The sequence below is a fragment of the Flavobacteriales bacterium genome (assembly GCA_025210295.1).
Classification (GTDB): Bacteria; Bacteroidota; Bacteroidia; order Flavobacteriales_D; family Parvicellaceae; genus S010-51.
This window is the reverse complement of record JAOASC010000016.1, coordinates 563,156-588,242: the sequence shown is the minus strand read 5'-3', so window position 1 is coordinate 588,242 and position 25,087 is coordinate 563,156. Positions and strand designations below refer to the sequence as shown.

The 25,087-nt window shown below is 33.1% G+C and carries 24 protein-coding genes; 17 read left to right on the top strand and 7 right to left on the bottom strand.

Annotated features, from left to right (window positions below; translation table 11 throughout):
- The coding region (locus tag N4A35_05140; protein ID MCT4580785.1) for a gliding motility-associated C-terminal domain-containing protein at positions 1–2,313 on the top strand (2,313 nt) is incomplete at its 5' end.
- 41 nt (positions 2,314–2,354) lie between these two features.
- Here the strand turns inward: N4A35_05140 and N4A35_05135 are convergent.
- A complete protein-coding gene (locus tag N4A35_05135) occupies positions 2,355–2,957 on the bottom strand; it encodes a TetR/AcrR family transcriptional regulator (GenBank protein MCT4580784.1) in 603 nt (200 codons plus the stop codon).
- A 163-nt stretch (positions 2,958–3,120) separates the two neighbouring features.
- Between N4A35_05135 and N4A35_05130 the strand changes: the two genes are divergently transcribed.
- The 12 genes from N4A35_05130 (at position 3,121) to N4A35_05075 (ending at position 15,772) form a co-directional block, all read left to right on the top strand.
- On the top strand, positions 3,121–4,080 hold the full coding sequence (locus N4A35_05130) for an acetyl-CoA carboxylase carboxyltransferase subunit alpha (GenBank protein ID MCT4580783.1): 960 nt from the start codon (positions 3,121–3,123) through the stop codon (positions 4,078–4,080).
- Positions 4,081–4,084: 4 nt separating this feature from the next.
- Positions 4,085–4,456: a hypothetical protein gene (locus N4A35_05125; GenBank protein ID MCT4580782.1), complete on the top strand. Its 372-nt coding sequence runs from the start codon at positions 4,085–4,087 to the stop codon at positions 4,454–4,456.
- Between the two features lie 78 nt (positions 4,457–4,534).
- Positions 4,535–7,267, top strand: a complete 2,733-nt coding sequence (locus N4A35_05120) for a S46 family peptidase (protein MCT4580781.1) — start codon at positions 4,535–4,537, stop codon at positions 7,265–7,267.
- A 33-nt stretch (positions 7,268–7,300) separates the two neighbouring features.
- Positions 7,301–7,759, top strand: a complete 459-nt coding sequence (locus N4A35_05115) for a GreA/GreB family elongation factor (GenBank protein ID MCT4580780.1) — start codon at positions 7,301–7,303, stop codon at positions 7,757–7,759.
- Positions 7,760–7,880: 121 nt separating this feature from the next.
- Positions 7,881–9,872, top strand: a complete 1,992-nt coding sequence (locus tag N4A35_05110; protein ID MCT4580779.1) for a urocanate hydratase — start codon at positions 7,881–7,883, stop codon at positions 9,870–9,872.
- An 11-nt stretch (positions 9,873–9,883) separates the two neighbouring features.
- Positions 9,884–10,888: a cytochrome c gene (locus tag N4A35_05105; GenBank protein MCT4580778.1), complete on the top strand. Its 1,005-nt coding sequence runs from the start codon at positions 9,884–9,886 to the stop codon at positions 10,886–10,888.
- A 128-nt stretch (positions 10,889–11,016) separates the two neighbouring features.
- A complete protein-coding gene (locus N4A35_05100; protein MCT4580777.1) occupies positions 11,017–11,490 on the top strand; it encodes a hypothetical protein in 474 nt (157 codons plus the stop codon).
- A 311-nt stretch (positions 11,491–11,801) separates the two neighbouring features.
- Positions 11,802–12,761, top strand: a complete 960-nt coding sequence (locus tag N4A35_05095) for a T9SS type A sorting domain-containing protein (protein ID MCT4580776.1) — start codon at positions 11,802–11,804, stop codon at positions 12,759–12,761.
- A gap of 73 nt (positions 12,762–12,834) precedes the next feature.
- Positions 12,835–13,542, top strand: coding sequence for a methyltransferase (locus N4A35_05090; GenBank protein ID MCT4580775.1), 708 nt, complete (start codon positions 12,835–12,837; stop codon positions 13,540–13,542).
- Between the two features lie 102 nt (positions 13,543–13,644).
- The gene (locus tag N4A35_05085) at positions 13,645–14,259 is read left to right on the top strand and encodes a TetR/AcrR family transcriptional regulator (protein MCT4580774.1); all 615 of its coding nucleotides are present in this window, start codon (positions 13,645–13,647) and stop codon (positions 14,257–14,259) included.
- A 48-nt stretch (positions 14,260–14,307) separates the two neighbouring features.
- Entirely contained in the window at positions 14,308–14,949 is a 642-nt protein-coding gene (locus tag N4A35_05080) for a hypothetical protein (GenBank protein MCT4580773.1), read from the top strand.
- A 1-nt stretch (position 14,950) separates the two neighbouring features.
- Positions 14,951–15,772, top strand: a complete 822-nt coding sequence (locus tag N4A35_05075; protein MCT4580772.1) for a class I SAM-dependent methyltransferase — start codon at positions 14,951–14,953, stop codon at positions 15,770–15,772.
- A gap of 29 nt (positions 15,773–15,801) precedes the next feature.
- Here N4A35_05075 and ubiE read toward each other — a convergent pair whose 3' ends face one another.
- Positions 15,802–16,530: a bifunctional demethylmenaquinone methyltransferase/2-methoxy-6-polyprenyl-1,4-benzoquinol methylase UbiE gene (ubiE, locus tag N4A35_05070; GenBank protein ID MCT4580771.1), complete on the bottom strand. Its 729-nt coding sequence runs from the start codon at positions 16,528–16,530 to the stop codon at positions 15,802–15,804.
- A gap of 55 nt (positions 16,531–16,585) precedes the next feature.
- Complete coding sequence (locus tag N4A35_05065) at positions 16,586–17,026, bottom strand: hypothetical protein (GenBank protein ID MCT4580770.1); 441 nt, start codon at positions 17,024–17,026, stop codon at positions 16,586–16,588.
- A 93-nt stretch (positions 17,027–17,119) separates the two neighbouring features.
- Here N4A35_05065 and N4A35_05060 point away from each other — a divergent pair, with 93 nt between their 5' ends.
- On the top strand, positions 17,120–18,307 hold the full coding sequence (locus N4A35_05060) for a class I SAM-dependent rRNA methyltransferase (GenBank protein ID MCT4580769.1): 1,188 nt from the start codon (positions 17,120–17,122) through the stop codon (positions 18,305–18,307).
- 20 nt (positions 18,308–18,327) lie between these two features.
- Here the strand turns inward: N4A35_05060 and N4A35_05055 are convergent, their stop codons facing one another.
- The 3 genes from N4A35_05055 to N4A35_05045 all read right to left on the bottom strand — a co-directional run bounded on the left by N4A35_05055 (position 18,328) and on the right by N4A35_05045 (position 22,719).
- Positions 18,328–20,841, bottom strand: coding sequence for a DUF5686 and carboxypeptidase regulatory-like domain-containing protein (locus N4A35_05055; protein MCT4580768.1), 2,514 nt, complete (start codon positions 20,839–20,841; stop codon positions 18,328–18,330).
- A gap of 70 nt (positions 20,842–20,911) precedes the next feature.
- A complete protein-coding gene (locus N4A35_05050) occupies positions 20,912–21,811 on the bottom strand; it encodes a hypothetical protein (protein ID MCT4580767.1) in 900 nt (299 codons plus the stop codon).
- Positions 21,808–22,719: a hypothetical protein gene (locus tag N4A35_05045; protein ID MCT4580766.1), complete on the bottom strand. Its 912-nt coding sequence runs from the start codon at positions 22,717–22,719 to the stop codon at positions 21,808–21,810. The genes N4A35_05050 and N4A35_05045 overlap by 4 nt, the downstream gene beginning before the upstream one ends.
- Before the next feature lie 141 nt (positions 22,720–22,860).
- Between N4A35_05045 and N4A35_05040 the strand changes: the two genes are divergently transcribed.
- From N4A35_05040 to cmk, 3 genes are all read left to right on the top strand, one after another.
- Positions 22,861–23,430 (top strand): SiaB family protein kinase, encoded by a 570-nt coding sequence (locus tag N4A35_05040; GenBank protein MCT4580765.1) that lies wholly within the window; start codon positions 22,861–22,863, stop codon positions 23,428–23,430.
- An 11-nt stretch (positions 23,431–23,441) separates the two neighbouring features.
- Entirely contained in the window at positions 23,442–23,816 is a 375-nt protein-coding gene (locus N4A35_05035) for a DUF1987 domain-containing protein (GenBank protein ID MCT4580764.1), read from the top strand.
- Positions 23,817–23,889: 73 nt separating this feature from the next.
- The gene (gene cmk, locus N4A35_05030; GenBank protein MCT4580763.1) at positions 23,890–24,582 is read left to right on the top strand and encodes a (d)CMP kinase; all 693 of its coding nucleotides are present in this window, start codon (positions 23,890–23,892) and stop codon (positions 24,580–24,582) included.
- 35 nt (positions 24,583–24,617) lie between these two features.
- Here the strand turns inward: cmk and N4A35_05025 are convergent, their stop codons facing one another.
- On the bottom strand, positions 24,618–25,052 hold the full coding sequence (locus N4A35_05025; GenBank protein MCT4580762.1) for an acyl-CoA thioesterase: 435 nt from the start codon (positions 25,050–25,052) through the stop codon (positions 24,618–24,620).
- Positions 25,053–25,087 lie beyond the last annotated feature (35 nt).

Sequence of the window (25,087 nt, the reverse complement as noted above, 5' to 3'; positions counted from 1 at the left end):
ACGGCAACAGGAATGTGGAGTGAAGATGCTTCTCATGTACAACCAAGTGCAGTTACATTTACAGATGCCACACAGTTTGATACTGATATTAATAACCTCCAAGAGGGGACGTATCAACTGGTATGGACCGTTAGCAATGGAACTTGTACACCAGCAACAGATACCATGGTCATTAATGTTTACGATCAACCAACAGCTGATGCTGGAGTAGATCAAGATTTATGTAATATCTATACAACAACTTTAGCGGGTAACACACCTCAAGGAACCGCAACTGGAATGTGGAGTGAAGATGCTTCCCATGTACAACCAAGTGCAGTTACATTTACAAATGCTACACAGTTTGATACTGATATTAATAACCTCCAAGAAGGAACATATCAACTAGTATGGACCGTGAGCAATGGAACTTGTACACCAGCAACAGATACCGTTGTGATAAGAGTTTATGACCAACCAACAGCTGACGCTGGAGTAGATCAAGATTTATGTAATACCTATACCACAACGTTAGCAGGAAATGTTCCTCAAGGAACAGCAACAGGAATGTGGAGTGAAGATGCTTCTCATGTACAACCAAGTGCAGTTACATTTACAGATGCTACACAGTTTGATACTGATATTAATAACCTCCAAGAAGGAACATATCAACTAGTATGGACCGTTAGCAATGGAACTTGTACACCATCAACAGATACCGTTGTGATAAGAGTTTATGACCAACCAACAGCTGATGCAGGAGTAGATCAGGATTTATGTAATGTCTATACCACAACGTTAGCAGGAAATCAACCTCTAGGAACCGCAACCGGAATGTGGAGTGAAGATGCTTCCCATGTACAACCAAGTGCAGTTACATTTACAGATGCGACACAGTTTGATACTGATATTAATAATCTCCAAGAAGGAACATATCAACTGGTATGGACCGTGAGTAATGGAACCTGTACACCAGCAACAGATACCGTTGTGATAAGAGTTTATGACCAACCAACAGCTGATGCAGGAGTAGATCAAGATTTATGTAATATCTATACGACAACGTTAGCAGGAAATGTTCCTCAAGGAACCGCAACCGGAATGTGGAGTGAAGATGCTTCTCATGTACAACCAAGTGCAGTCACATTTATAGATGCTACACAATTTGATACAGATATTAATAACCTCCAAGAGGGGACGTATCAACTAGTATGGACCGTGAGTAATGGAACTTGTACACCAGCAACAGATACCGTTGTGATTACCATATATGATCAGCCAATTGCTGATGCAGGAGTTGATCAGATAATTTGTGAGCAATTTACAACTGTATTGGAGGGTAATGAACCTCAAGGAACAGCTACAGGAGTTTGGTCTATCGATAATAATTATGGAAATCCAACGCAGATATTATTTTATGATGATGTAGATTATAATGCTACTGCATCAAACTTCCAAGAAGGGGCTTATCAGTTGATCTGGACATTATCAAACGGTGTTTGTCCGACCTCTAGTGATACGGTGATGTTAAGTAATTATACAATACCAACAGCCAGTTTTACTGTAGAAAATAGAGTTTGTTTAGAAAAATGTGTTACAGCTACTAATATGTCGTATGTCCAAAGCCCTTATTATATTACAGGTTATGAATGGATTATTAATGGAATTAACCAAGAAGTGACTCAAGATTTTGAGGGGGTGTTCTGTTTCCCTGATACAGGAGTTTATGCTATTAATTTAGTGGTGACGACAGACAGAGGTTGTAGAGATACTTCAGACGTTCAAAGTTCAATTACGGTTAATGAATTACCAATTGCTAATTTTAGCTATGAGCCGGAAGAAGAGATTATGGAGTTGTTAGAACTCCAATTTACAGATGAGTCAGTTGGCGCTTCATCAGTAAGTTATGATTTTGGAGATGGTATGTCATCAGATTCTTTAAATCCATTGTACTGGTATACTAACGCTGGTACCTATGAAGTTGTTCAAATTGTACAAAATGAAGAGGGATGTTCAGATACGATAATTAAAGCAATTGAAGTTGGAGAGGCAGAACATATTTATATACCTAACTCATTTACACCAAATGGAGATGGTAAAAACGATGTGTTTTATCCTGTTGATAGGGGGATAGAAGCGAAAGATTATAACTTTTATGTCTTTAACAGATGGGGACAGTTAATATATGAAGCACATCAACCATCTAAAGGATGGGATGGTTTACACAATAACAAAAATGTAAAGACAGGAGTTTATGTATGGAAAATAAGTTACTATTCAAATGTAACGAATCAAACTGTAGAAAAAATGGGGCATGTCAATGTGCTGAAATAAAAGAAAAGGAGAAGTATTTACTTCTCCTTTTTTCATTTAAGTTACCCAATAATTAAACCATTAAACTTGATGCTGTAGTGATGGTTAAAAGCATCTAAGACTTTAATGTTGTTATCTTTTAAAAAATTCTTATTGGCTAATAGATCAAAAAATTGTTGATCATTTAAACTCAATAACAGTGGGTTAGCATCTTTTTTAAATACGCCAATATCAATACCTATTTCGTAGTAACTAATTAAATCTAGCATTACATTCCGTATGAATACTTGAACTCTTTTCCATACAGAGGGATAATCTGTTTCTAATTGACTTAAAATTAAAGAAGAAATATCGAAAGTTTGAACACAAAAAAAGAGCATTGATTTTCTGTAGCGTTCAGTATAGGGCAGGGTTATGTTTTCAATAACGGATTGGTATTCTCCAATAACTTTTAATTTGTATTTTACGGCCTCTTCAACCATTTCTTCTTTACTTTTAAAATGATTGTATAGTGTAGTTTTACTAATACCTAGCTCTTTTGCCAATTCAGACATTGAAGCATTCGTTAGCCCGTTATTTTGAAAATAAACCATTAATTTTACTGTGTATCGATCTTTAACAGCTTTATCTACATATCTTTTTTTATCTACAGTTTTTCTTCCCATTGGCAGGTATAATAAGGAACTATAAAGTTAAAAGAAATAATGTAATTGTAAGTTTTTAAAACAATCCTTTTACTTTTTATCAACAAGTGTTTGTCCTACCGAAAGAATTGTTAATTTTGTGCATTCGAGTCATTTTATATGATTTGATAAAATACAGACGATAATGGAAGAAAAAATATACTTAGATTTTGAAAAGCCGTTAGAGGAGATTCAAGAGCAAATAGATAAGACAAAAGAAGTAGGAGAGAAAGGTAAAGTAGATGTTTCAGCTACTCTTGAAGAACTTTCTCAAAAATTAGAGGATACGACAAAAGAGTTGTATGCCAATTTAACGCCTTGGCAGAGAGTTCAGGTAAGTCGTCATCAACAACGTCCATATACTTTAGATTATATTAATGCGATTACTAAAGGAGAGTTTATCGAATTACATGGTGATCGTAATGTAAAAGATGATAAAGCAATGGTTGGTGGATTTGGTTCTTTAGACGGGAAAACGGTGATGTTTATAGGTCAACAAAAAGGACGAAATACTAAAGAGCGTAAATACCGTAACTTTGGTATGGCGAATCCAGAGGGATATAGAAAGGCTTTACGTTTAATGAAACTTGCTGAGAAATTTGATAAACCTATTGTTTGTTTAATTGATACTCCAGGTGCATTTCCAGGACTGGAAGCTGAAGAAAGAGGGCAAGGAGAAGCAATTGCTCGTAACCTTTATGAGATGATGAAATTAAAGGTTCCAGTAATTTGTGTTATCATTGGAGAAGGAGCTTCTGGTGGAGCTTTGGGAATAGGAATTGGAGATAAAGTATTAATGTTAGAAAATACTTGGTATTCGGTAATTTCTCCAGAGTCATGTTCTTCAATTTTATGGAGAGACTGGGATCATAAAGAACAAGCTGCTAATGCATTGAAATTAACCTCAAAAGATATGTTGAAGAACAAATTGATTGATGGGGTGATAAAAGAGCCTTTAGGCGGTGCGCATGCAGACCCAGAGAAAATGTATAAGAAAATTAAAACTGAACTAAAAAAACACATTACAAAACTAAGTGAAGTTCCAGTTGATGATCTAGTAGAACAGCGTATAGATAAGTTCTGCGATATGGGAGTTTATAAATAAGAGCATGAAAGTAGCGATAACATCTACTGATCAAACAAATATATCAGGGAAAGCAGATGAATGTTTGAAGTATTGGGTGTATACAATAGAAAATAAAGTTGTTGTTAATCAAGAATACATTCAACTAAAAGAGGGGCAAAACCTCTACAATATTTTTGTCGATAGAGCTGTCGAAATATTTGTACATCCAATTTTTGAAGTAGATATGTTATTAACGCATGATATTAGTGCATTAGTGACTGCACGATTGAAAGAAAAAAGAACAGTAGCATTTATTATTGAAGAAACTAATATAGAAGAAGTTCTCAAGCAATTGATAGCAGGGACGCTTCAAGGATATATAGCAGAAGAACAACATAATAATTGTGGACATTAAAGGAAAAACTCAATTGGATTCAATTGAGTTTTTCTTATTGGATTCATTTTTGCAAATAGAAAAGGAAAATATAAAGATATGAGAATTATAGGTTTAGTATTAAGTGTATTTATTGTCAATTTAACTGTTTTGGCACATGAGGGAATGTGGATCCCATCATTGTTAAAAGCCTTGGAGGATGATATGCAAGCAAAAGGATTAAAACTTTCTGCAGAAGATATCTACTCGATAAATCATTCCAGCTTAAAGGATGCTATTGTTCATTTTGGAGGAGGGTGTACAGCAGAGGTTGTTTCTAATCAAGGATTAATTTTAACTAATCATCATTGTGGTTATTATAATATTCAGCAACATAGTTCTTTAGAAAACGATTACTTAAAAGATGGCTTTTGGGCTATGTCAAAGAGCGAAGAGTTAATTAACAAAGGATTAACCGCAACATTTATTGAGCGAATAGAAGATGTGACTGCTAAGTTGAATATTGGTGTAACCACAAATATGGATGTTACACAAGCAAATATCATCCGTCAAAGAAATGGACAGGAACTATTAAAGAATGCAGTAAAAGGAACGAATTATGACGCAGTAATTAAACCATTTTTTTATGGGAATGAGTTTTATATGATTGTTACCAAAACGTTTAAAGATGTTCGTTTAGTAGGTGCCCCTCCTAGTGCAATAGGTAAATTTGGAGGCGATACCGATAATTGGGTTTGGCCAAGACATACAGGAGACTTTTCTGTCTTTAGAATTTATGCAAATAGAAGCAATGAACCTGCAGAACCATCAGTAGAAAATATTCCTTATAGCCCCAAAAAGTGGTTGCCAGTATCAATGGAAGGAGTACAAAAAGATGATTTTACGATGGTCTTTGGTTTTCCTGGAGTAACTGAGCAGTATTTATCATCTAAAGCTGTAGAGGATTACATTAATGTAATTAACCCAGCTCGTATTGAAATGAGAAAACAAAGTTTATCAGTTATAGACGCGGCAATGGCAGCTTCTGATGCAACTCGAATTAAATATGCGGCAAAACAATCTAGGATTAGTAATGCTTATAAAAAGTGGATAGGACAAAATTTAGGTTTAAAAAAGAAAGATGTATTAGAGCAGAAAAGAAGCTTTGAAAAAGAATATTTAGAACGTGTCCCTAAAAATGGAGACGAAAAAGACATTTTATATCGCTTAATTAAACAAGATGAAAAAATGTTACCCTTGAAAAAGGCAAATTCTTTGTTTGTTGAAATGTATTATTATGGACCTGAGATTATTCGATATGCTGATGGTTTTTATAAATTATTTGATAAGCCAACACCTCCGGGTAAATATACGAAAGACGAGAAGAAACAGCGTGAAATTGAAAATCAGAAAATTTATGATGCAACCTTAGCTAAGAAAAAGGCTGGTTTAAAAGGATACTTTAAAAACTATGATGTAGTCGTAGATAAAGCAATTTTTAAGAAATTGGTTCCTTTATATATAGCTTATGCTGATCAAGATTTATTACCAGAGGTATTGAAAAAAATGGCGATGAAATTTAAAACGAAGAATGGCCAATTAGACGTAGAAGCTTATGCAGATTATCTTTATCAAAAATCGGTATTGACGAGTGAAAGTAAGGTCAATAAATTGTTGTCTGGAAGTAAGAAAAAGATTCGAAAGACCATCTTAAAAGATCCAGCATATATTTTGGCTCAAAGTATCATTGAAAGTAGAGAAAAGACAAAACCAGCTTATAAAAGAGAGTCGATGATTTTGGATGATTTGATGCGTCAATTTTTAGCAGCTCAAATGAAACATTTTCCAGAAGTTAAATTTTGGGCTGATGCCAACAGTACGTTGAGACTGACTTATGGGAAAATAGAGGGGACAGCACCTAGAGATGGAATGGAGTATACTTGGTTTACCACAATGGATGGTATTATCGAGAAAAATAATACAGGGAATAAGGATTTTGAAATCCCAGCTAAAATGAGAGAGATGTGGAATAGTAAAGATTATGGTCCTTATGCTACTGATGGCGACTTAAGAATTTGTTTGTTAGGATCGAATCATACCACAGGAGGAAACTCGGGGAGTCCAGCTTTAAATGCAGAAGGACATTTAATAGGAATCAACTTTGATAGAAGTTGGGAAAGTACCATGAGTGATATCAAATTTGATGGAGAAATATGCCGAAATATCATGGTAGATATTAAATATGTATTATGGGTAATGGATAAATATGCAGGAGCAACACATTTGGTTAAAGAAATGGAATTGGTTGATAAAAATTGGAGAATCAATAATCAGGCAAAATTGAATAAGAAAACAATTCAACAAACAACTCGTCAATTAAGAGAAAACCCTTCAGATGAAGAAGCTTTGTTAAAAAGAGCTAAGGCTTATTTTGATTTAGGAATGGAGGCAGAAGGGTTAAATGATTTAAATGCAATTTTGGTTAAGAATAAGAAAAGTATAGCCGCTCTAAATGAAAGAGGACGCTACTTTACCAATAAAGGAGAACTGTCTAAAGCATTAAAAGATATCAACGCTTCGTTAAAATTGAATAAATTATCGAATTTAGATGCGAATTTTATCAAAGGAACAATTTTGGCTAGTAAGAATGAGTACAAAGAGGCTATTGAATATTTTAATAAAGCAATAGCAATTGATTATAGTCATTATAAATCATATTACAATAGAGGAGTATGTCAACAAGAATTAGGAAATACCGAGGAAGCTTGTCGCAACTTTAAATTAGCAAAATTAATGGGAGGAAAGGCTGCTGAAAATATGCACAGCATTAACTGTTCATTTGGAGGTTGGTAATATATATGAGTTGATATTCTTGATTGAAAGTAAATGGAATTAGCGGTAATAAAACAGAGGCTTTATCAACAAAGTGTAGCCTATGTTGATCAGCGGATTAATAACAGTCTTTTAGCGATTAAAAATGCTCAGGAGTCGGCAAATTCTGAAGTGAAAAGTAGTGCGGGTGATAAACATGAGACAGGCAGAGCAATGGCTCAATTGGAAACAGAAAAAAATGGAATTCAATTGGCCGAAGCAAATAAACTCAAACAAGCAATTGGACTGATTAATCCTGCTAAAACATGTGAAAAAGTAGAGTTAGGAGCTTTGGTTATTACCAATGTTGGTAACTATTTCTTAGCTGTGAGTATTGGAAAAATGGAGGTGGAGAACACGCTTTACTTTGGAGTTTCTCCTGTATCTCCAATTGGACAAGCATTGCTAAATCATAAGCAAGGAGATGAGGTCTTGTTTAATGGAAGAAACTTCAGTATAGAAGCAATTGTTTAATTACTTTAAATAAAAGTAATCTTATATTGTTTAACTACGTTGTTAAATGACCCTTAAGCCCTTGTATATCTCTTAAAAAATCCCGATTTTTAGCATTCAATTAGATACAAACTACACATAAATGCTAAACTTTAAAGAAATTATAGAACAAGGAATCCCTAATGAATTACCGGCTTTACAACCATTAAATAATAAGGTCAGTCATGCGCCTAAACGTAAACAGATACTGTCTGAAAATGAGCGTAAGTTGGCCTTAAAAAATGCATTAAGGTATTTTGATCAAAAGCATCATTCCACATTAATCAAAGAGTTTGCAGATGAATTAGACCAATATGGGAGAATTTACATGTATCGTTTTCGCCCATCTTATAAAATGTATGCACGTCCTATTGATGAGTATCCAGGGAAATCGTTACAAGCAAAATCTATTATGTTGATGATTCAAAATAATTTGGATCCAGCCGTAGCTCAACATCCAGAAGAATTAATTACTTATGGTGGAAATGGTGGGGTGTTTTCTAATTGGGCTCAATACCTATTAACCATGAAATATTTGTCTGAAATGACAGATGAACAAACCTTAGTGATGTATAGTGGACATCCTATGGGATTGTTTCCTTCACACAAAGATGCTCCAAGAGTTGTAGTAACCAATGGAATGATGATTCCTAATTACTCTAAACCAGATGATTGGGAAAAGTTTAATGCGTTGGGAGTGACACAATATGGTCAAATGACAGCAGGATCTTATATGTATATAGGGCCTCAAGGAATCGTTCATGGTACAACTATTACGGTGTTAAATGCTTGTCGAAAAATAGATGATAAAGGAACTGCTGGTAAACTGTTTGTAACAGCAGGTTTAGGAGGTATGAGTGGCGCGCAGCCTAAAGCAGGAAATATAGCAGGCGTAGTTTCTGTAACTGCAGAGGTTAATCCAGCAGCAACCTATAAAAGACATGAGCAAGGCTGGGTAGATGAAGTAATAGCCGATTTAGATGAATTATGTGAACGCGTAAGAAAAGCTAAAGCTGATAAAGAAACGGTGTCTATTGCTTATGACGGTAATATTGTAGATGTATGGGAGAAGTTTGATGATGAGAATATTTACGTTGAATTAGGTTCTGATCAAACATCATTGCATAATCCATGGGCAGGAGGGTATTATCCAGTAGGTTTATCATTTGAGGAATCGAATGAAATGATGGCCAATAACCCTGAGTTATTTATGGATAAAGTTCAAGAGTCGTTAGTAAGGCAAGCCAATGCGATTAATAAACATACTGCTAAAGGAACGTATTTCTTTGACTATGGAAATGCATTTTTATTAGAGGCGTCAAGAGCAGGTGCAGCTGTCTTTGATGATGAAGAGGCAGGAACTTTTAGATATCCATCTTATGTTCAAGATATTATGGGTCCAATGTGTTTTGATTATGGATTTGGGCCATTTAGATGGGTTTGTACCTCTGGAAAACCTGAAGATTTAGCTATAACAGATGCTATTGCGTGTGAAGTCTTAGAAAAGATGATTAAAGAATCGCCTAAGGAGATTCAACAGCAAATGAAAGATAATATCCAATGGATTAAAGGTGCTCAAGAAAATAAATTAGTTGTAGGGTCTCAAGCTAGGATTTTATATGCTGATGCTGAAGGAAGAATGCGTATAGCTGAAGCGTTTAATAAAGCTGTCGCTGATGGCCGATTATCAGCACCAGTGGTATTAGGAAGAGATCACCACGATGTAAGTGGAACAGATTCTCCATATCGTGAGACTAGTAATATTTATGACGGTTCTTCTTTTACCGCTGATATGGCTATTCATAATGTGATAGGAGATTCTTTTAGAGGTGCAACTTGGGTAAGTATTCACAATGGTGGTGGTGTAGGATGGGGAGAAGTCATAAATGGTGGATTTGGAATGACGTTAGATGGCTCAACAGATGCTGATCGACGTTTAAAATCAATGTTGTTTTGGGATGTAAACAATGGAATAGCTCGAAGAAGTTGGGCAAGAAATGACGAAGCGATGTTTGCGATTAAAAGAGAAATGCAGCGTAATCCAAATTTAAAAGTTACCTTGCCTAACATTGTAGACGAAAGTTTACTGAGTTAAATTTAAGTACCATGAAACTAATATCAATACTTGTAGCAACTATTTTTTCAGGGATAATCTTTATGCCAACAGATAGTGGAAAAGTTCAGTTTTCTGAGAAATCATCATTAACGAAGGTGTTAATGGCTTTAGGTGATGAAAAACCAATTCATTATGCTACTGAATCTAGTCCAGAATTAATTCGACAAGGATTAGAAATTGTAACAAAAGGTAGGACTATAAAATCTGATGGTAAAAAATCGAGTTTACAGTCAAAGTACTTCACGTGTATTGATTGTCATAATGTGATGATGGAAGATCCCGATTTGAGAAAAAGTGATCCTGAAGCACGATTAGCTTATGCTGTAGAAAATAACATTCCTTTTTTATCTGGTACTACATTTTATGGCATGGTGAATAGAGAACATTGGTATAATGATGATTATCAAGTAAAGTATGGAGATCTAGTAAAACCTGCAAAAGATACATTAGTTAATGCCATTCACCTGTGTACAGTAGAATGTTCTCAAGGGAGAGCTTTTGAAGAATGGGAGTTGAAAGCTGTCATGGCTTATTTGTATAGTATTGAATATAAGCTAGAGGATTTAAAACTAACAAAAGCAGATTACATCAAATTAAACAGTTACCAACCAGGGCAAAAAAATGAGGAACTAATACAATGGATAAAAACGTTTTATCTACAATATTCGCCAGCTACATTTTTAGATCCCTTATCAGAAGATAAAAGAGGATATGGTTCTAGTGGAAATGCAGAAAATGGTAAGTTAATTTATGAAATTAGTTGCATGCAATGTCATGCTACAGGTAGAGTAACCAATTATACGTTAGATCAAAATAAGATTGATTTAAAGCACCTCAAAAAAAATATAAAAGGACATAATCATTTTTCTTTGTATAATATCACCAGAAAAGGGACGTATGCTTTGCCGGGGTATCGACCATACATGCCCAATTATACTTTAGAACGTTTAAGCCATCAACAGTTGGAAGATCTGGCAGCGTATATTAACCAATAGTTACTATTGGTTAATGTTAGATAAGGAATGCTTTAATTAAAAATAACTCCATTTATTAACAATGTGTTAGGTATATATACTTTATATAATTAAAACCACTAAATTTGCAAAAAAATATATTCATTAAAATGAAACATACAGCAGTAAAAATAGGAGAAGGTTTAGGTGAAATTAAGTTTGGAATCACTAGAGACCAATTAGTAGAGATTTTAGGACAGCCAGATGAAAAAGATGGTTTTTCTTATGAGGGGGGAGAAGAAGAAGATACAGAAGCTTGGCATTATGACGAATTAGAGTTGTCTTTTTCATTTGATAAAGATGATGAATGGCGTTTAGGAACAATCGCTTCTAGTTCTGAAAATTCAACTTTTGAAGGAGAAAAAGTAATTGATTTGGATACCGATTCATTGATGAATCTATTAAAAATAAAAGGTTTTAATAATGCTGTGTTAGAAGACTTATCTACAGATGATATTCCTAATCATAGTGTAGTAACATTAGAAAAAGAGAGCATTAACTTTTGGTTTGAAGAGGGGGAATTATCAGAGATTCAGTGGAGTCCACTTTGGAAAGATGAAGAGACAATTATTTGGCCAATGTAGGCTTACAATTAATTTTTATAAAAACTCAAAACAATTTGTTTTGAGTTTTTTTTTGCACAAAAAATGAGAGAATGATACCGTTAACTCAAAAAATGAAAGGAGTTAAAGGAGACCGTTTAATTTATAGTTACTTTATTATAAAAGGAAGTAGATATTGTTGATAGAGACTATTTATTTTTAAAAGCTGAATACATTAAATTTTGATGAAATAGACGATCATGTTGAAATCAGTTCAGTGGCTATCATTTTAGTAAGATCAATCAATATTTTAAACTGACTAGAAAATGCTTATTAACTAATTTTAAAGTATTATGAAAACAAAAATGACTCTTATTATTTTATTTTGCACTACAATGATTTACGGGCAACTTGTTCCTAATAACCTGTTGCTTCATTTGCCTTTTTCTGGAAATGCAGATGATGCTTCTCCACATCAACGTGATGGAGTAGTCTATGGGGCAACTTTAACTGATGATAGATTTGGACGTCCTAATAATGCCTATTTATTTGATGGGGTGGACGATTACATTTTTATAGGAAGTGATAATTATTCAGTTATTGATAAACTTAGCATGTCAGTTTGGATAAAAACGAGTTCTCCATCTTATCAGTGGATTGCAGGTAAATATATATGGCAGGAAGATGCTGGATATCATCTTGTAACTGATGATTCAAAATTAATTATAGCTGGAAGGGATGGAAATTCTGTACCTATCAATATTAATTCATATACGAATGTTACAGACAATACATGGAAACATATTGTAGCAACAATTGATGGTAGTGTATGGAAGATATGGATTGATGGCGTGCTAACCAGAACTTATGATAGTCAACACAACAATTCAGACTATAGAAGTACAGCTAACCTTGAAATAGGACGTTATTTTGCTACTTCCACTCAGTACTTTGATGGAGTAATAGATGATTTTAGAATGTATGATCGCGCACTAACAGAGCAAGAGGTTGAAATATTATACAATGAGTCGCCTCAATATGTTGGAGTTTCTAATGATAAAGCAATAGAAAGTGTTGCTATTTATCCAAATCCAACCAATGGAGAAGTTAATATAGAAGTGCTTGACGATCAACAGCAATTTACCGCTTATGATATTTATGACGCTACTGGGATGTTAGTATTAAGTAAAAAGATAGATAACCCTTTCATGACTTTAAGTAGTGATGAAATAGGAAGTGCTGGAATTTATTATATCAGGTTTTTACCAGCTGATAGAGAGAATCAACTCATTAAAAAATTAATAATTCATTAATAGTGAATTGTAATTGGTTGAAAAGAGGAAGCTGTAAAAGTCTTCCTCTTTTTTTATTATTACTTTTGCGTTCATGGGAGTTTTTAGATATAAGCAATTTAATATCAGACAAGATAATACAGCAATGAAAATTGGTACTGATGGAACTTTGCTCGGAGCTTGGGTAGACGTTGGTGATGCAAAAACAATTTTGGATATAGGAACTGGAACAGGAGTTATTGCTTTAATGACAGCACAGCGAAATCTTCATGCAAAAGTTACAGCTGTAGAAATTAATCAAGATGCAATGATTGATGCTGCATTCAATATTCAAGAATCTCCTTGGGCAGATCGAGTAGAACTCATTAACACCTCTTTACAATCGTTTCAGCCTAATGCGAAGTTTGATGTGTTGGTTTCCAATCCTCCATTTTTTGAAAATAGTTTAAAAGCAGGAACAGCTAATAGAAATAATGCTAGGCATACCGATTCTTTGCATTATATAGATATTCTAAATTTTGCTCAAAACCACCTAACTAAAAATGGCGTTTTAGCGATGATTTTACCTGTAGAAAATGCTGAAAAATGTATTGAAGAATGTGTAAATTATGGTCTACATTTAAAGCGAAAAACATGGGTTAAACCTGTTCCACATAAAGCACCACATCGCATTGTTTTTGAATTAACAAATACTCTAGTAGCAAAGGTAATAGAAGAGGAGTTGATTATTGAAACTGGAAAAAGACACGATTATACTGCCGATTATATCGCCTTGACAAATGCTTTTTACATTATTATGTAGTTAGTATAAATTGATTCATTTGACACTATAATGTATTTTTTTTATTTAGATAGATTCTAAATAAAAGTTTTTATGTTATATTTGCACTGAATTTGAAATCCGATGCAGAGAAAGAAAGATGAAATATATCAATCGATTTTAGTTGTTGCAAAAGAAGAGTTTATACAACGCGGCTACAAAAATACTTCGATGCGAGAAATATCAAAAAAGTCTGGAATAGGGCTGAGTAATATTTACAATTATTTTAATAACAAAGATGAAATTTTTAGGGCTGTTTTAGCACCATTAATTTCATACATAGATTGTTTGTATGAACAGCATACAGAAGATGATTACCTTTCTTTAGAACTGTTTAACTCAGAAGATTATCAGAGAAAGAGTATTGAAATGATGGTCAGCTTAGTTAAAAATTTTAGAAATGAATTAAGGCTATTACTGTTCCATGCCTATGGTTCTTCATTAGAAAATTTTAAAGAGGTTTATTCTGAAAAATATACTGTAGTATCTATTGAATTCCTTAAAAATATTAAGGCTAAATACCCTAACTTAAATACTGAGATATCACCGTTTTTTCTGCATACACTGAGTTCATGGATGTTTACAACTATAGGTGAAATTGTTAGTCACGATGAATTAGAAGAAAAAGAAATCAGTGAATTTATGTCCAATTATATCAGCTTTGGTACAGCTGGATGGAAGGCGTTATTAGGCGTCTAATTTTTTTTGAACAAAAAAAGAACATTGTTCTTTTTTAAAATTAGAATAATGAAAAATAAAATAAAAATAACAGGAGCAATAGGTGTAATTGGAGCTACTCTTATGTTTATGGGGGACATGCTTTTATATTATACTCCAGAGGATTTAGGAAACTTTAGAGAAGAGTTGGTAGGAGTCTTAGGTAATGTAGAACATAATAGATTAATGATAGGAGGATTGATAGGTCCGCTAGCTGCATTTTTATATGCTATTGGTTTTTATCAAATATACTTAGCGATAAAAGAAGAGTACAAAACAATAGGTAAAATCATTTTTGCATTACTCTCTTTTGGAATAATGTATGGAGGAAGCTTCCATGCACTTTTTCCGCATTTAGGGTTTATGTCTTCTTTGGATAATCAAGAGGCGTTAGGTCTAGCAGAACCCTATTCTGTAATGCTATTTTATATGATGTTTTTTCCGTCTTTAGTGGCGTACATATTATTGACTTATCTTATTGTTACCAAAAAGACCAGCTATCCTATATGGGTTGTTTTTAGTTCACCATTTGTGCTCTTTTGGTTCTCAGGTATTATAGAGTTGCTCCCACAACCTTTTTTAATCATAATAGCTGGAGGATGGAGTAATATTATTTTCATTCTTTTCTTTAGTATATCAACCATAACATTATTAAAACAAAACCATGTTTAGTATGAATAATCAAATAAAATCTAGCCTAAAAGAAGTTCCTGAGACAATGCTTTGGACCCTACATAATAGAGCTACAGAAGCGATGCGAGATGATGCAATTATTAAAGATGATAAATGTGTCGAAATATACCACTCAATAGATTATGACTATGAAAAAAGTTTTGGAAAAGCTGAACCTTCTCATGCTGTAAGATCATTGATTTTTGATAAAGAAATAAAAGCTTTTTTAGACGAATTTCCTGATGGTACTATTGTAAATCTAGGAGAGGGGTTAGAAACTCAGCGTTTTAGAATAAAGGAAGATCATGCATTTTGGATAAGTGTTGATTTGCCAGAATCTATAGAAATCAGAGAACAATTTATAGAACCAAGTCAACGTCATTTTCATTCACCATTATCGGTTTTGGATAGAAGTTGGTTTGATTTAGTTCCTAAAGACAAGCCCGTTTTTATTACAGCTCAAGGACTTTTTATGTATCTAAATGAAAAGGAGGTAAAAGCTATTATTGAAGATATGCTAAATTCCTTTAAAGAGGGCTTCTTAATGTTTGATGCTATACCGCATTGGCTCTCCAATAAAACAATGAAAGGCTTGAAAAAAACAAAAGATTATACAACCCCAAAAATGCCATGGGGAATTAATCGAAACGAAATTGATAAAATAAAGGAATGGTCATCAAATATTACTGTAATAGAAGAAAAGCCTTATGAGTTTCCAAGAGGAATTCAAAGATGGATGTTTAAAACCCTACTCGCATTACCTATTATAAAATATTATGCACCAACAATTGTAAAAATAAAGTTTGAGCAAGGTAAAAAGTAATACACCTCTATAGTTGTGAGGAATATTAGTTATTTCTCACAACTATAAATTGTAGCTATACCCCCAGAAACTAAATCTTGCTTGATGTTTTTATAGCCAACTTTTATCAGGATTTTTTCAAAGTCCATTCCTTCAGGAAAAGCTTCAACTGATTCTGGTAAATAGGTATAAGCAGTCGAGTCTTTTGAAATAGTATTTCCAATTGCAGGCATGATATATTTAGAGTAAAAACCAAAACCTTGTTTCATCGGAAATTTTTTAGGTTTAGAAAATTCTAAAATAGCTGCAACACCTCCAGGTTTTAAAACCCTTAACATTTCACTTAAGCCTTTCTCTAAGTTTTCAAAGTTACGCACACCAAATCCAACTGTAATGGCATCCATAGCATTATCTTCAAAAGGTAAGTCTTCTGAGTCGCCATAGTTTAAGGTGATAATATCTTCAACTTTACGTTTTTTTATCTTTTCACGTCCCTTTTCAAGCATCCCATTCGAGATGTCAACACCAATTACTTCCTCTGGTTTTATTTTTAATGCTGCAATAGCAAAATCACCAGTACCAGTTGCAATATCTAATATCTTTTTAGGATTGTGCTTGCCAATAATTTTAATGGCTTTCTTTCTCCATAAATGATCAATTCCAAGTGACAAAAAATGATTTAAAAAATCATATTTACCTGAAACATTATCAAACATTTCCGCTACTTGTTCTTTTTTTGATTTATTAGAATCGTTATAAGGTGTTACATTTGTTCCCATAGGCACAAAGATAGTTGTAAAAAGTAAAGCGTACTATTGAATAGTTTATTTTTTATCATCTATTAACAATTGTGTAAGCTAAATCTTCTAGTTTATTGCGCATGTTCTTACGTGTTTTTTTGAGAACAATAGGTTGGAGTAACCTGTAAAGCGGTTGAAGCTTGAATTCATATAGAATAGTCAACTCAGTTTGGTTGGCTGAAATACGTTTATAGATCCAACTCCCATTAAAAGCACGAAAGATAGGAGACTGATTTAACATTTTAATCGCAATTTGATGAGGAGGTGTGAATGTTGTATACTCAGTGTCCATTCTTACTCCATTACTTGAAATGACAGTGACTTGTGCTCCCTTTTTGAGTTGTTTTTCAGCATTTATATAGTTAATAGATTGAGTTTGAGAGTCCCACTGTACACGTTTTTCAAAATCTTGAGTAAACTCAAAAAGCGTTTGAATTTCTTCATTGATTAGTTTTTTTTCGATAATTCGAGGCATATTATTTTAAATAAATTTAGAAGAAACAAAAGTGTCTTATAATTAAAGTATGTCACGATATTTAGTTGATTAAATAATTCTTATTTTCGCGACATGAACTATTCAAAAATAATATTAAAGAAGGATAAAGACAAATCGCTAAGAAGATTTCACCCTTGGGTGTTTTCAGGAGCGATTCAACAAGTAGAGGGGGAGCTTGAAGAAGGCGATGTTGTGGAAGTTTATGCTCAAAATGGAAAATATTTGGGAACGGGACATTATCAAATTGGAAGCATTAGTGTACGAGTTTTTGAGTTTGAACAACAAGAGATTACCATTGACTATTGGAGAGCGAAATTGACCACAGCAATAGAGTTGAGAGAAAGTTTGGGGTTGCTTAATTCTACAGAAACAACTATCTTCCGTTTAGTTCATGCAGGTGGAGATTATTTACCTGGATTAATCATCGATTTTTATAATGGGACAGCAGTGCTACAATGCCATTCAATAGGAATGTGGAAATTAAGCTTTGTCTTTTCAAATATTTTAAAAGACTTATTAGGAGATAAGTTGGTGGCTGTATATGATAAAAGTTCTGAGACATTACCGTTCAAAGCTGGACTAGATCCTAAGAACGAATACATATTTGGAGCAGAAGATGCTGTTAAAAAAGGGATAGAATACAAGAATGAGTTTGCAATAGATTGGGAAACAGGACAAAAAACTGGGTTTTTTATTGATCAAAGAGAAAATAGGAAATTATTGGCCCAATATGCTCAAGGGAAAAAAGTGTTGAATACCTACTGTTACTCTGGAGGTTTTTCGATTTATGCTTTAAATCAAGGGGCTAGTTTAGTGCATTCTGTTGATAGTTCTCAAAAAGCAATAGACTTAGTTGAAAATAATGTAAAGTTAATCCCTAGTTTAGCCGAAAAACATCAAAGCTTTGTTTCTGATTCATTGGAGTATATCACAGCAACGGATACTCAATATGATGTTATTATTTTAGATCCTCCAGCGTTTGGAAAACATAAGAGAGTTAGACATAAAGCAGTTCAAGGGTATAAACGTTTAAATGCAAAAGCCATGAAAAAAATTCAACCAGGTGGTATTATTTTTACGTTTTCTTGTTCGCAGATTGTTGATAAAGAATTGTTTGCGAATACGATTGCTGCGGCAGCAATAGAAGCAAGAAGAAAAGTAAGGGTGTTGCATCAATTGCATCAACCAGCTGACCATCCAGTGAATTTAGCACAACCAGAAAGTGAGTATTTAAAAGGGTTGGTAATCCAAGTATTATAATATCATCAGTAGGCGGGGATTTAATATCCCCAACTATTATCTTGTAATCGGTATCGGTTGATGGCAAATTTAATACGCGGTTTAATATTCGTGTAGTTGGATTCAGCAGCTACAGCAAAAACACCTATTCTATAGCGAGCTCTTTGTGCTTTAAAAGTTCGTTCTATTCCAGCAAAAGCCTCTACGTAAGAATAGTTGGATTCAGGAATCATTAGAGCACTTCCTCCTGCTGCTAAATGTAACCCTAACTTTTTGACAAGTGGAATAAAGTTAACAATAGCGCCATTAAAATGGTGAGTATAATGCATTTGAAAAAAAGCATCAGTAACTGTTAAGGTCGTATCCTGAATTTGCATAGATTGCATCAAAGAGGCAAAAAAATACTTATCTCCCCTTGGAAAGATGATATAATCAGCATATCGTAAATCTTGAGTATTGGTAAATTTCCCATATTTAGCAATATAGGAAGAGGTCCCCATAGTTCCTAGTTTAAACTTTTGACTAATAGAACCTTCAACATAATCAAAATTAATATCTGAGCCGAGCAGGTTGTCAAACCCTTTTTCATAATACAAAGCAAAAGTAGGCCATCTAGAACCTAAAACTACTTTACGATAGGGTTCTGTCATATACTTTTGAAAAGGGGTGTAAGCGATCCTGTTTTGCATCGATAAACTCTGATACATTTGAAATGTGGATACTTGATTTCCTCCAAACCAATCTTCAGTAATGGTTCCAAACTTATAGCCATCAATTGGTTTGCGCTCTTCAAAAGCTAATCTAGAGTAGAAATAAACACCATTGACAATTTCTCTGCTCCATCCAACATAGGTCTCATTCAGTTCAATCCAGTTGTCACGAACAAATAAATTGGTTAAAGCATCATTCTCTACAAGCATCTCGAATTGATTGCCCGCATAAAAATAGAAGTGTCCCAGGTGCATGGGGTCATAGCGATAATTCAGCCAGAGCATTCCTTTGAGATCTCCGTTACGAAGACCAATATTGGCATTACCATAACCAAAGAGAAATTTTTCATTTTCCCACTTTTTAAAATAATCCATTCCTGGACCATACCTTAGACTGGCGATTTCAAAGATATCAATCATGGATATTAACGAACTAAAGCCAATACGCTGTTTTTTTTGACGGTTGGTAATGTTTATACCATCCCACAAGACATCCATAAAAGTAATCTTGTTGTAAACAGAATCAATAGAATCTAAGTAGCGTTTGCTGTGTGTAACTGCATAGATGCTATCTTTAATAAATTGATAGCGTTGCTCTTTTTGTGTAAGTGGTTCAGGCCTTATTTTATCCCAATAAGAAGAGTCACGTTGGTAGGCCTCTTGGGTTGTCACAGCGACTTCGTTTTTGAAAAAGCGCTTTTCAAAAGTAGGATTAATCTTATAATTACTATAGTTAAGTGTTGTTTCTCCATTAAAATGGTTACGTTTCGTTTTGGAGTAATAAGTAAATTTTTGATTTTTAATGACTTGAATAGAGTCTTCAATGAATTGGTATGCTTGTTCTATTCTAAATTCATTATATAAAATTAAACCACCATTTTGTAAAGTTAAGTCCAACTTGTGGATATGAAATGATTTATCCTTTATCCAAATATAGCCATTCCAAGTAGCATTTCCTTTTTTTCGAGGAGTGACTTTAATTTTATAAAGCATAATATCGTCCTCAAAAGTTGTTTCTTCTAATTTGAATTTATAGGTGATCACGGCAGTAGTGTGAAGTGGAGAAATAAGAGGAAGATCACAAAGCTTTTCATTGTGGAGTAAATTCTGATAAAAATTAAAATCAGAATGGGCAGTTGTTAAGGAATATAAAGCATAAGTATTACCCAGTTTTTTATAAGCTGTCCGAATTTCTTTGATATTGTTTGGAGCTTCAAAATGTTTGGTTAAAATAATCTCAGCCATATTCATTTCTTGAGCTATTTTTAGAACTTCTTGTTTTTGTTTTTCTTTATGAAGCGTTTCTACATCAAAAGTCGTTTCATTTTCAGCTTGAATCTTTTGTTCTTCTTCTAATCTTTTTCTTCTTCTTTTTTCTTTTTCACTAATGATTTCTTTGGCCTTGATATAAACGTCACAAGAAGAACTGTTGTACTGGGATTTCCATTTCTTTTTCTGTTGAATCGCTTGATTAATGATACCATAAGCAGGATCTCTCTTTTTGGCTTTGATAACCAATTCATCCAGTTGTATATTGTCTGTTTCTAACCAAAAGTTACGAACTACATCTTCATTTTTATCAATTATAATTTGAAGTTCTTTGGTTTTGTATCCAATAGAGGAGATAACGACATCAAAAGTTAAAACAGCTGAAGAGGCATTATTAAACTGATAGTAGTATTGCCCCTCAGTATTAGTCGTAGTACCATTTTGAGTGTTTTTAAAATAAATATTAACGAAGGGAATAGGCTGGTTCTCACTATCGTAAACATAACCTGAAATAGATTGAGATATTCCAGAGCAAGTTAAGAATGAGAATATTAGGATGAATAAAAAACTTTTCATTAAGAGAGTAATCGGTATTTTAGTTTGCTGTATAACAACTGAAAGGCAAGAAAAGTTACAAGCTCATCAATTATTTTTTACATTTGGCAACAGTATTTGAAAAAGCTTTTTGCTCGACTTCACTCATTTCGTTGTATATCCAAATTTCATTACATTTTTTGACGATTTCTTTAGAAACTTCTTCTTGATTACATAAACATACGGTGTATTTATAGTCCGATTTTGCTACTTTCTTTCTTTCAAGGTATTGGTCTAGTGTTGCAGTTTCTCTACAGGTTTTTAGGTCATGTAAATATTGGGTTAGCTCTCGTTTATTGGTTTTCTTTTCATTTAACCTGTTGTCGCAAATTTCTTTATACTCTTTATCTGTTTCACCATATAAAGCACAGTCACATGTGGTAACCGCTAATTCATAACTTTGGTTCTCAATACATTTTTTGAGTTGAATAAGATTGTTTTGACGTTCTTCCTCAGTTATTAAACTGTCGTTAAAAAAAGTATCATTACATTTTTTCTTTAAATCATCATCATCTACATTGATACAATCACATATTGTAAAACTCATTTCTTTTTTAGAAGGACATTTTTTGAGCTTTTCAATGTTTTCCTTCAATTGTTCTTCAGAAATATTAGCATAATTATAGTTTCGATTACAAGCTTTTAAAAGCCCCTTATCTTTTTGATCTGCATTGGCACAGTCACATATACTTGGTGATTTACAAATCGCTAATTGTTGATCGTAAACTTCCTGTTCTTCCTCAGACATAAAGTCATAGTCATAAGTAAGGTTGCAGATTTTTTTTTGTTCTTTGTTTCGCCAATCTGCATGGTGACAATCACATACACTAGGGGCTTTAATAACAGCTAGTTGAATAGTGTCTCCTTTATAATTGACATAATCATAAGAATCAACTTGCCCAATTAGCTTGAAAAAAATAAAGGTAGAGAAGAGTAGAAGTGTTAGTTTCATAGTATTGTCGTATTGATAATGACTAGGTTTAAGTCAAAAGTAAAAGTAATCTTTTGTTGACCTCTTTTGTCCGTCACATCCAGAACGTAGCCATTAATTTCATGTTGCTTTAGTGTTTTAATAAGCTTCCCGTATTTAGGAATGATATGAGAATAATTATTTTTACTTAACCACCTTCTAGCCATTTCTTTAGCAATGTCCTCTTCATTAAAGCGATTATATTTCCTAATGTATTTAACAGCATAGAGTATGGTGTGTAAAAGTTCTTCTTTGTGGAGAGTTTCATTAGCTAATGCATCATTAAAACGTTTGTAAACTATTTGATCCATTTGTTCATTATAAACTGGGTCTTCTGTTTCAAATAAAGGACTTTGCAGACTGAAATAATCAAAAAGTGAACGTTCTTTATTAGTAAGTGAGGTCATTAATTTAGTTTGAATCTCTTTAGGTTGATAATTGGGGAAAAGGATAAATAACTGTTCATATAAAACATAGTTTTCTTGGGACTTGACCATGTAAATATGTTCCATTTTATAAGTGTGGTATACTTGAAGCGTATTTATCTGCTCTTTTTGCATTTCAATTTTATGGTTACAAATAGAAAGTAAGCTATCGTAAGAGTCTTTTAACTTTTTTTTCTGCTGTACAATTATTTTTCTTTCGTTGTATAAACTGTCTAAAGTGATAAAGGCAGTCGGTTTGTCAACTTCTAATTGATTGAAGGTGTAGGGAAAGTAGTTAGCGCCATGAGTTTTCTTTAATATTGCTTGAATACTATCACTAACGCTAAGGTGAATTTTTTCTTCTTGTGTAAGTGGAGCTTTAGAATAATCGTAGTTAATTAACGTACAATCACTAAAGAAAAAAGTTGAAAAAATAATGATGATATAACTAAAAGATAGTTTCATAGAAAGTAAAATTAAGAAAATAATCTAGCTGAATTATAAAAAAAGAAATGTTAGTAAAGATTCTATCAAAAAAAATAAAGAGAAACAGTTAAAATAAAAGTATTTAATTATATTTGTTGCATAAGTTTTTGATTAAACTGAATGTTAAATATATACGATTTATATAAGAAGATGGAAAGCAATAAGATTTTGCTTTCGTTTAAAGGTGCAATAACTTCTGAGTTACTGACTTCTATTCTTCAAATCGTAGAAACTCGAATGGAAGAATTAGAAGATCCAGCCAAAGAGCGTAAAAAAGTATTTAATGTATTGGTAGAAATTTTACAAAACTTATATCATCATATTGATGATTTTGATGTTCAAGGGACTCCTGAAGAATTGAATAATATCAAATCTTCTATTTTTATGATAAGCAGAATGCCCAACGAATACCAAATCGTAACGGGAAATTATTTGCTTTCTGAAAATGTGGAAAAGTTAAAGTCAAGAATTGATCATGTTAACAGTCTTGGTAAAGATGAGTTAAAGCGATTTTACAAAGAGACTTTGAATAACGGAGAGATCAGCGTTAAAGGGGGAGGAGGATTAGGATTTATTGATATAGCAAGAAAATCTGGTCAAAAGTTGGAGTATAATTTTATCAAAACAGATGATAAATATTCCTTTTTTACATTAATAGTTAAAGTTGAAAAGATTAATAAAGATATTTAATTTAGGTAGATATGGAAGAATTAAAAATTGAAGGTTCGGCAAAAACGCCAACAATTGAGTTTAATGAAAGCGGGGAGTTATTGTTGAAAGGGAGATCTATACCTGAGAACTCAATAGAATTTTATAAGCCAATCTTAGATTGGATCGAAAATTATGGAAATTCTCCTCAAGATCAGACGGTTGTGAATGTTCAATTGGAATATTTTAACACAAGTTCTTCTAAGTGTATCTTGGATGTATTTAAAAAATTAGAAACTTTATCAGGTACTACCATTGAGATTAATTGGTACTATGAAGAAGATGATGAAGATATGTTAGAAGCTGGTGAGGATTATCAAGCTATTATAGATATCCCTTTTAAAATGATTGAAGTAGAAGAGCTTTAATTGATAAACCTAGAATATTTTATTGAATAAATAGTTGGCTGTTCTTTTGTTGAGCAGCCTTTTTTTTACCAAGATGAAAGATATAATTATAGCGTTAGATGGACATTCTGCTTGTGGTAAAAGCACTTTAGCAAAGGCTTTAGCAAGAGCGTTGAAATATGTGTATATAGATTCTGGAGCGATGTATAGAGCGGTTACTTTCTATGCAATGGAAGAGGGGTTAATTGTGGAAGGAGAGCCAATAGATAGCACTTTGATTGTTGATCATCTCTCAAATATCAACATCTCTTTTAATTACAATAGCCGTACTGGTAAGTCAGAAACCTACCTTAATGGAAATAATGTTGAAGAAATTATACGAACTATAGAGGTTTCTAGAAATGTTAGTGAGGTTAGTAAAATAAAAGAAGTAAGAGAAAAATTAGTAGAATTTCAACAGCGATTAGGAAGAAATAAAGCCATTGTTATGGATGGAAGAGATATTGGTACTGCTGTTTTTCCCGCTGCTAAATTGAAATTATGGATTACAGCGAATAACGAAATTAGAGTAGCTCGACGTTATAAAGAATTGCTTGAAAAAGGATATCAAGTTTCTCTTAAAGATGTTGAGGAAAATGTTGCTCAAAGAGATTTTGAAGATTCTAATCGAAAAGAAAGTCCTTTGGTCAAAGCAGAAGATGCTGTAGTATTAGATAACTCACATTTATCTAAAGAGGAAACGCTAAGGAGAGCACTAGAATTAGCTTACGAAGCGATGAAAAAGTAGTCTCATAGACTACTTTTTAACTGTTTTTGGTTTAATTAACTATTGATTTTAAGAGAATCTTCTAATAGTTCTTTCCACTCCTCAAATAAAGAAACTGATTCACCTGTTTCAAAATCCATACATACAAGTATGGTTCTTCCTTTCGTACATAGAATATCTTCTCCATTTTTTCTTTTGTATAACTCGTAGGATAGTGTAAAGCTTTTATTTCCTACATGTTCACATTTAGTGAGTACATAAACTTCATCATGTAACTTGATAATTTCAATATAATCAATCTCATTTCTACCCAATACAACTCCTTTCTTTTTCCAATTCCACTCTCGGTCGGCAATCCCTTTAAAGAAATCTATTCTTCCTTGTTCAAAGTAGCTTAAATAGGTGGCATTATGGACATGACCTGCCATGTCTAAATCTGAAAATCGAACTTGTATATCTGTTTTATGACTCATAATTATATTGTTTTTGATTTTAGCTTTAGTATAATTTAGCTAACAACAACATA

Bases quoted from the DNA above. Each gene is read 5' to 3' on its own strand.
- N4A35_05135 (MCT4580784.1), bottom strand. From the start codon at position 2,957: ATGGGAAGAAAAACTGTAGATAAAAAAAGATATGTAGATAAAGCTGTT.
- N4A35_05130 (MCT4580783.1), top strand. From the start codon at position 3,121: ATGGAAGAAAAAATATACTTAGATTTTGAAAAGCCGTTAGAGGAGATT.
- N4A35_05125 (MCT4580782.1), top strand. From the start codon at position 4,085: ATGAAAGTAGCGATAACATCTACTGATCAAACAAATATATCAGGGAAA.
- N4A35_05120 (MCT4580781.1), top strand. From the start codon at position 4,535: ATGAGAATTATAGGTTTAGTATTAAGTGTATTTATTGTCAATTTAACT.
- N4A35_05115 (MCT4580780.1), top strand. From the start codon at position 7,301: ATGGAATTAGCGGTAATAAAACAGAGGCTTTATCAACAAAGTGTAGCC.
- N4A35_05110 (MCT4580779.1), top strand. From the start codon at position 7,881: ATGCTAAACTTTAAAGAAATTATAGAACAAGGAATCCCTAATGAATTA.
- N4A35_05105 (MCT4580778.1), top strand. From the start codon at position 9,884: ATGAAACTAATATCAATACTTGTAGCAACTATTTTTTCAGGGATAATC.
- N4A35_05100 (MCT4580777.1), top strand. From the start codon at position 11,017: ATGAAACATACAGCAGTAAAAATAGGAGAAGGTTTAGGTGAAATTAAG.
- N4A35_05095 (MCT4580776.1), top strand. From the start codon at position 11,802: ATGAAAACAAAAATGACTCTTATTATTTTATTTTGCACTACAATGATT.
- N4A35_05090 (MCT4580775.1), top strand. From the start codon at position 12,835: ATGGGAGTTTTTAGATATAAGCAATTTAATATCAGACAAGATAATACA.
- N4A35_05085 (MCT4580774.1), top strand. From the start codon at position 13,645: ATGCAGAGAAAGAAAGATGAAATATATCAATCGATTTTAGTTGTTGCA.
- N4A35_05080 (MCT4580773.1), top strand. From the start codon at position 14,308: ATGAAAAATAAAATAAAAATAACAGGAGCAATAGGTGTAATTGGAGCT.
- N4A35_05075 (MCT4580772.1), top strand. From the start codon at position 14,951: ATGAATAATCAAATAAAATCTAGCCTAAAAGAAGTTCCTGAGACAATG.
- ubiE (MCT4580771.1), bottom strand. From the start codon at position 16,530: ATGGGAACAAATGTAACACCTTATAACGATTCTAATAAATCAAAAAAA.
- N4A35_05065 (MCT4580770.1), bottom strand. From the start codon at position 17,026: ATGCCTCGAATTATCGAAAAAAAACTAATCAATGAAGAAATTCAAACG.
- N4A35_05060 (MCT4580769.1), top strand. From the start codon at position 17,120: ATGAACTATTCAAAAATAATATTAAAGAAGGATAAAGACAAATCGCTA.
- N4A35_05055 (MCT4580768.1), bottom strand. From the start codon at position 20,841: ATGAAAAGTTTTTTATTCATCCTAATATTCTCATTCTTAACTTGCTCT.
- N4A35_05050 (MCT4580767.1), bottom strand. From the start codon at position 21,811: ATGAAACTAACACTTCTACTCTTCTCTACCTTTATTTTTTTCAAGCTA.
- N4A35_05045 (MCT4580766.1), bottom strand. From the start codon at position 22,719: ATGAAACTATCTTTTAGTTATATCATCATTATTTTTTCAACTTTTTTC.
- N4A35_05040 (MCT4580765.1), top strand. From the start codon at position 22,861: ATGTTAAATATATACGATTTATATAAGAAGATGGAAAGCAATAAGATT.
- N4A35_05035 (MCT4580764.1), top strand. From the start codon at position 23,442: ATGGAAGAATTAAAAATTGAAGGTTCGGCAAAAACGCCAACAATTGAG.
- cmk (MCT4580763.1), top strand. From the start codon at position 23,890: ATGAAAGATATAATTATAGCGTTAGATGGACATTCTGCTTGTGGTAAA.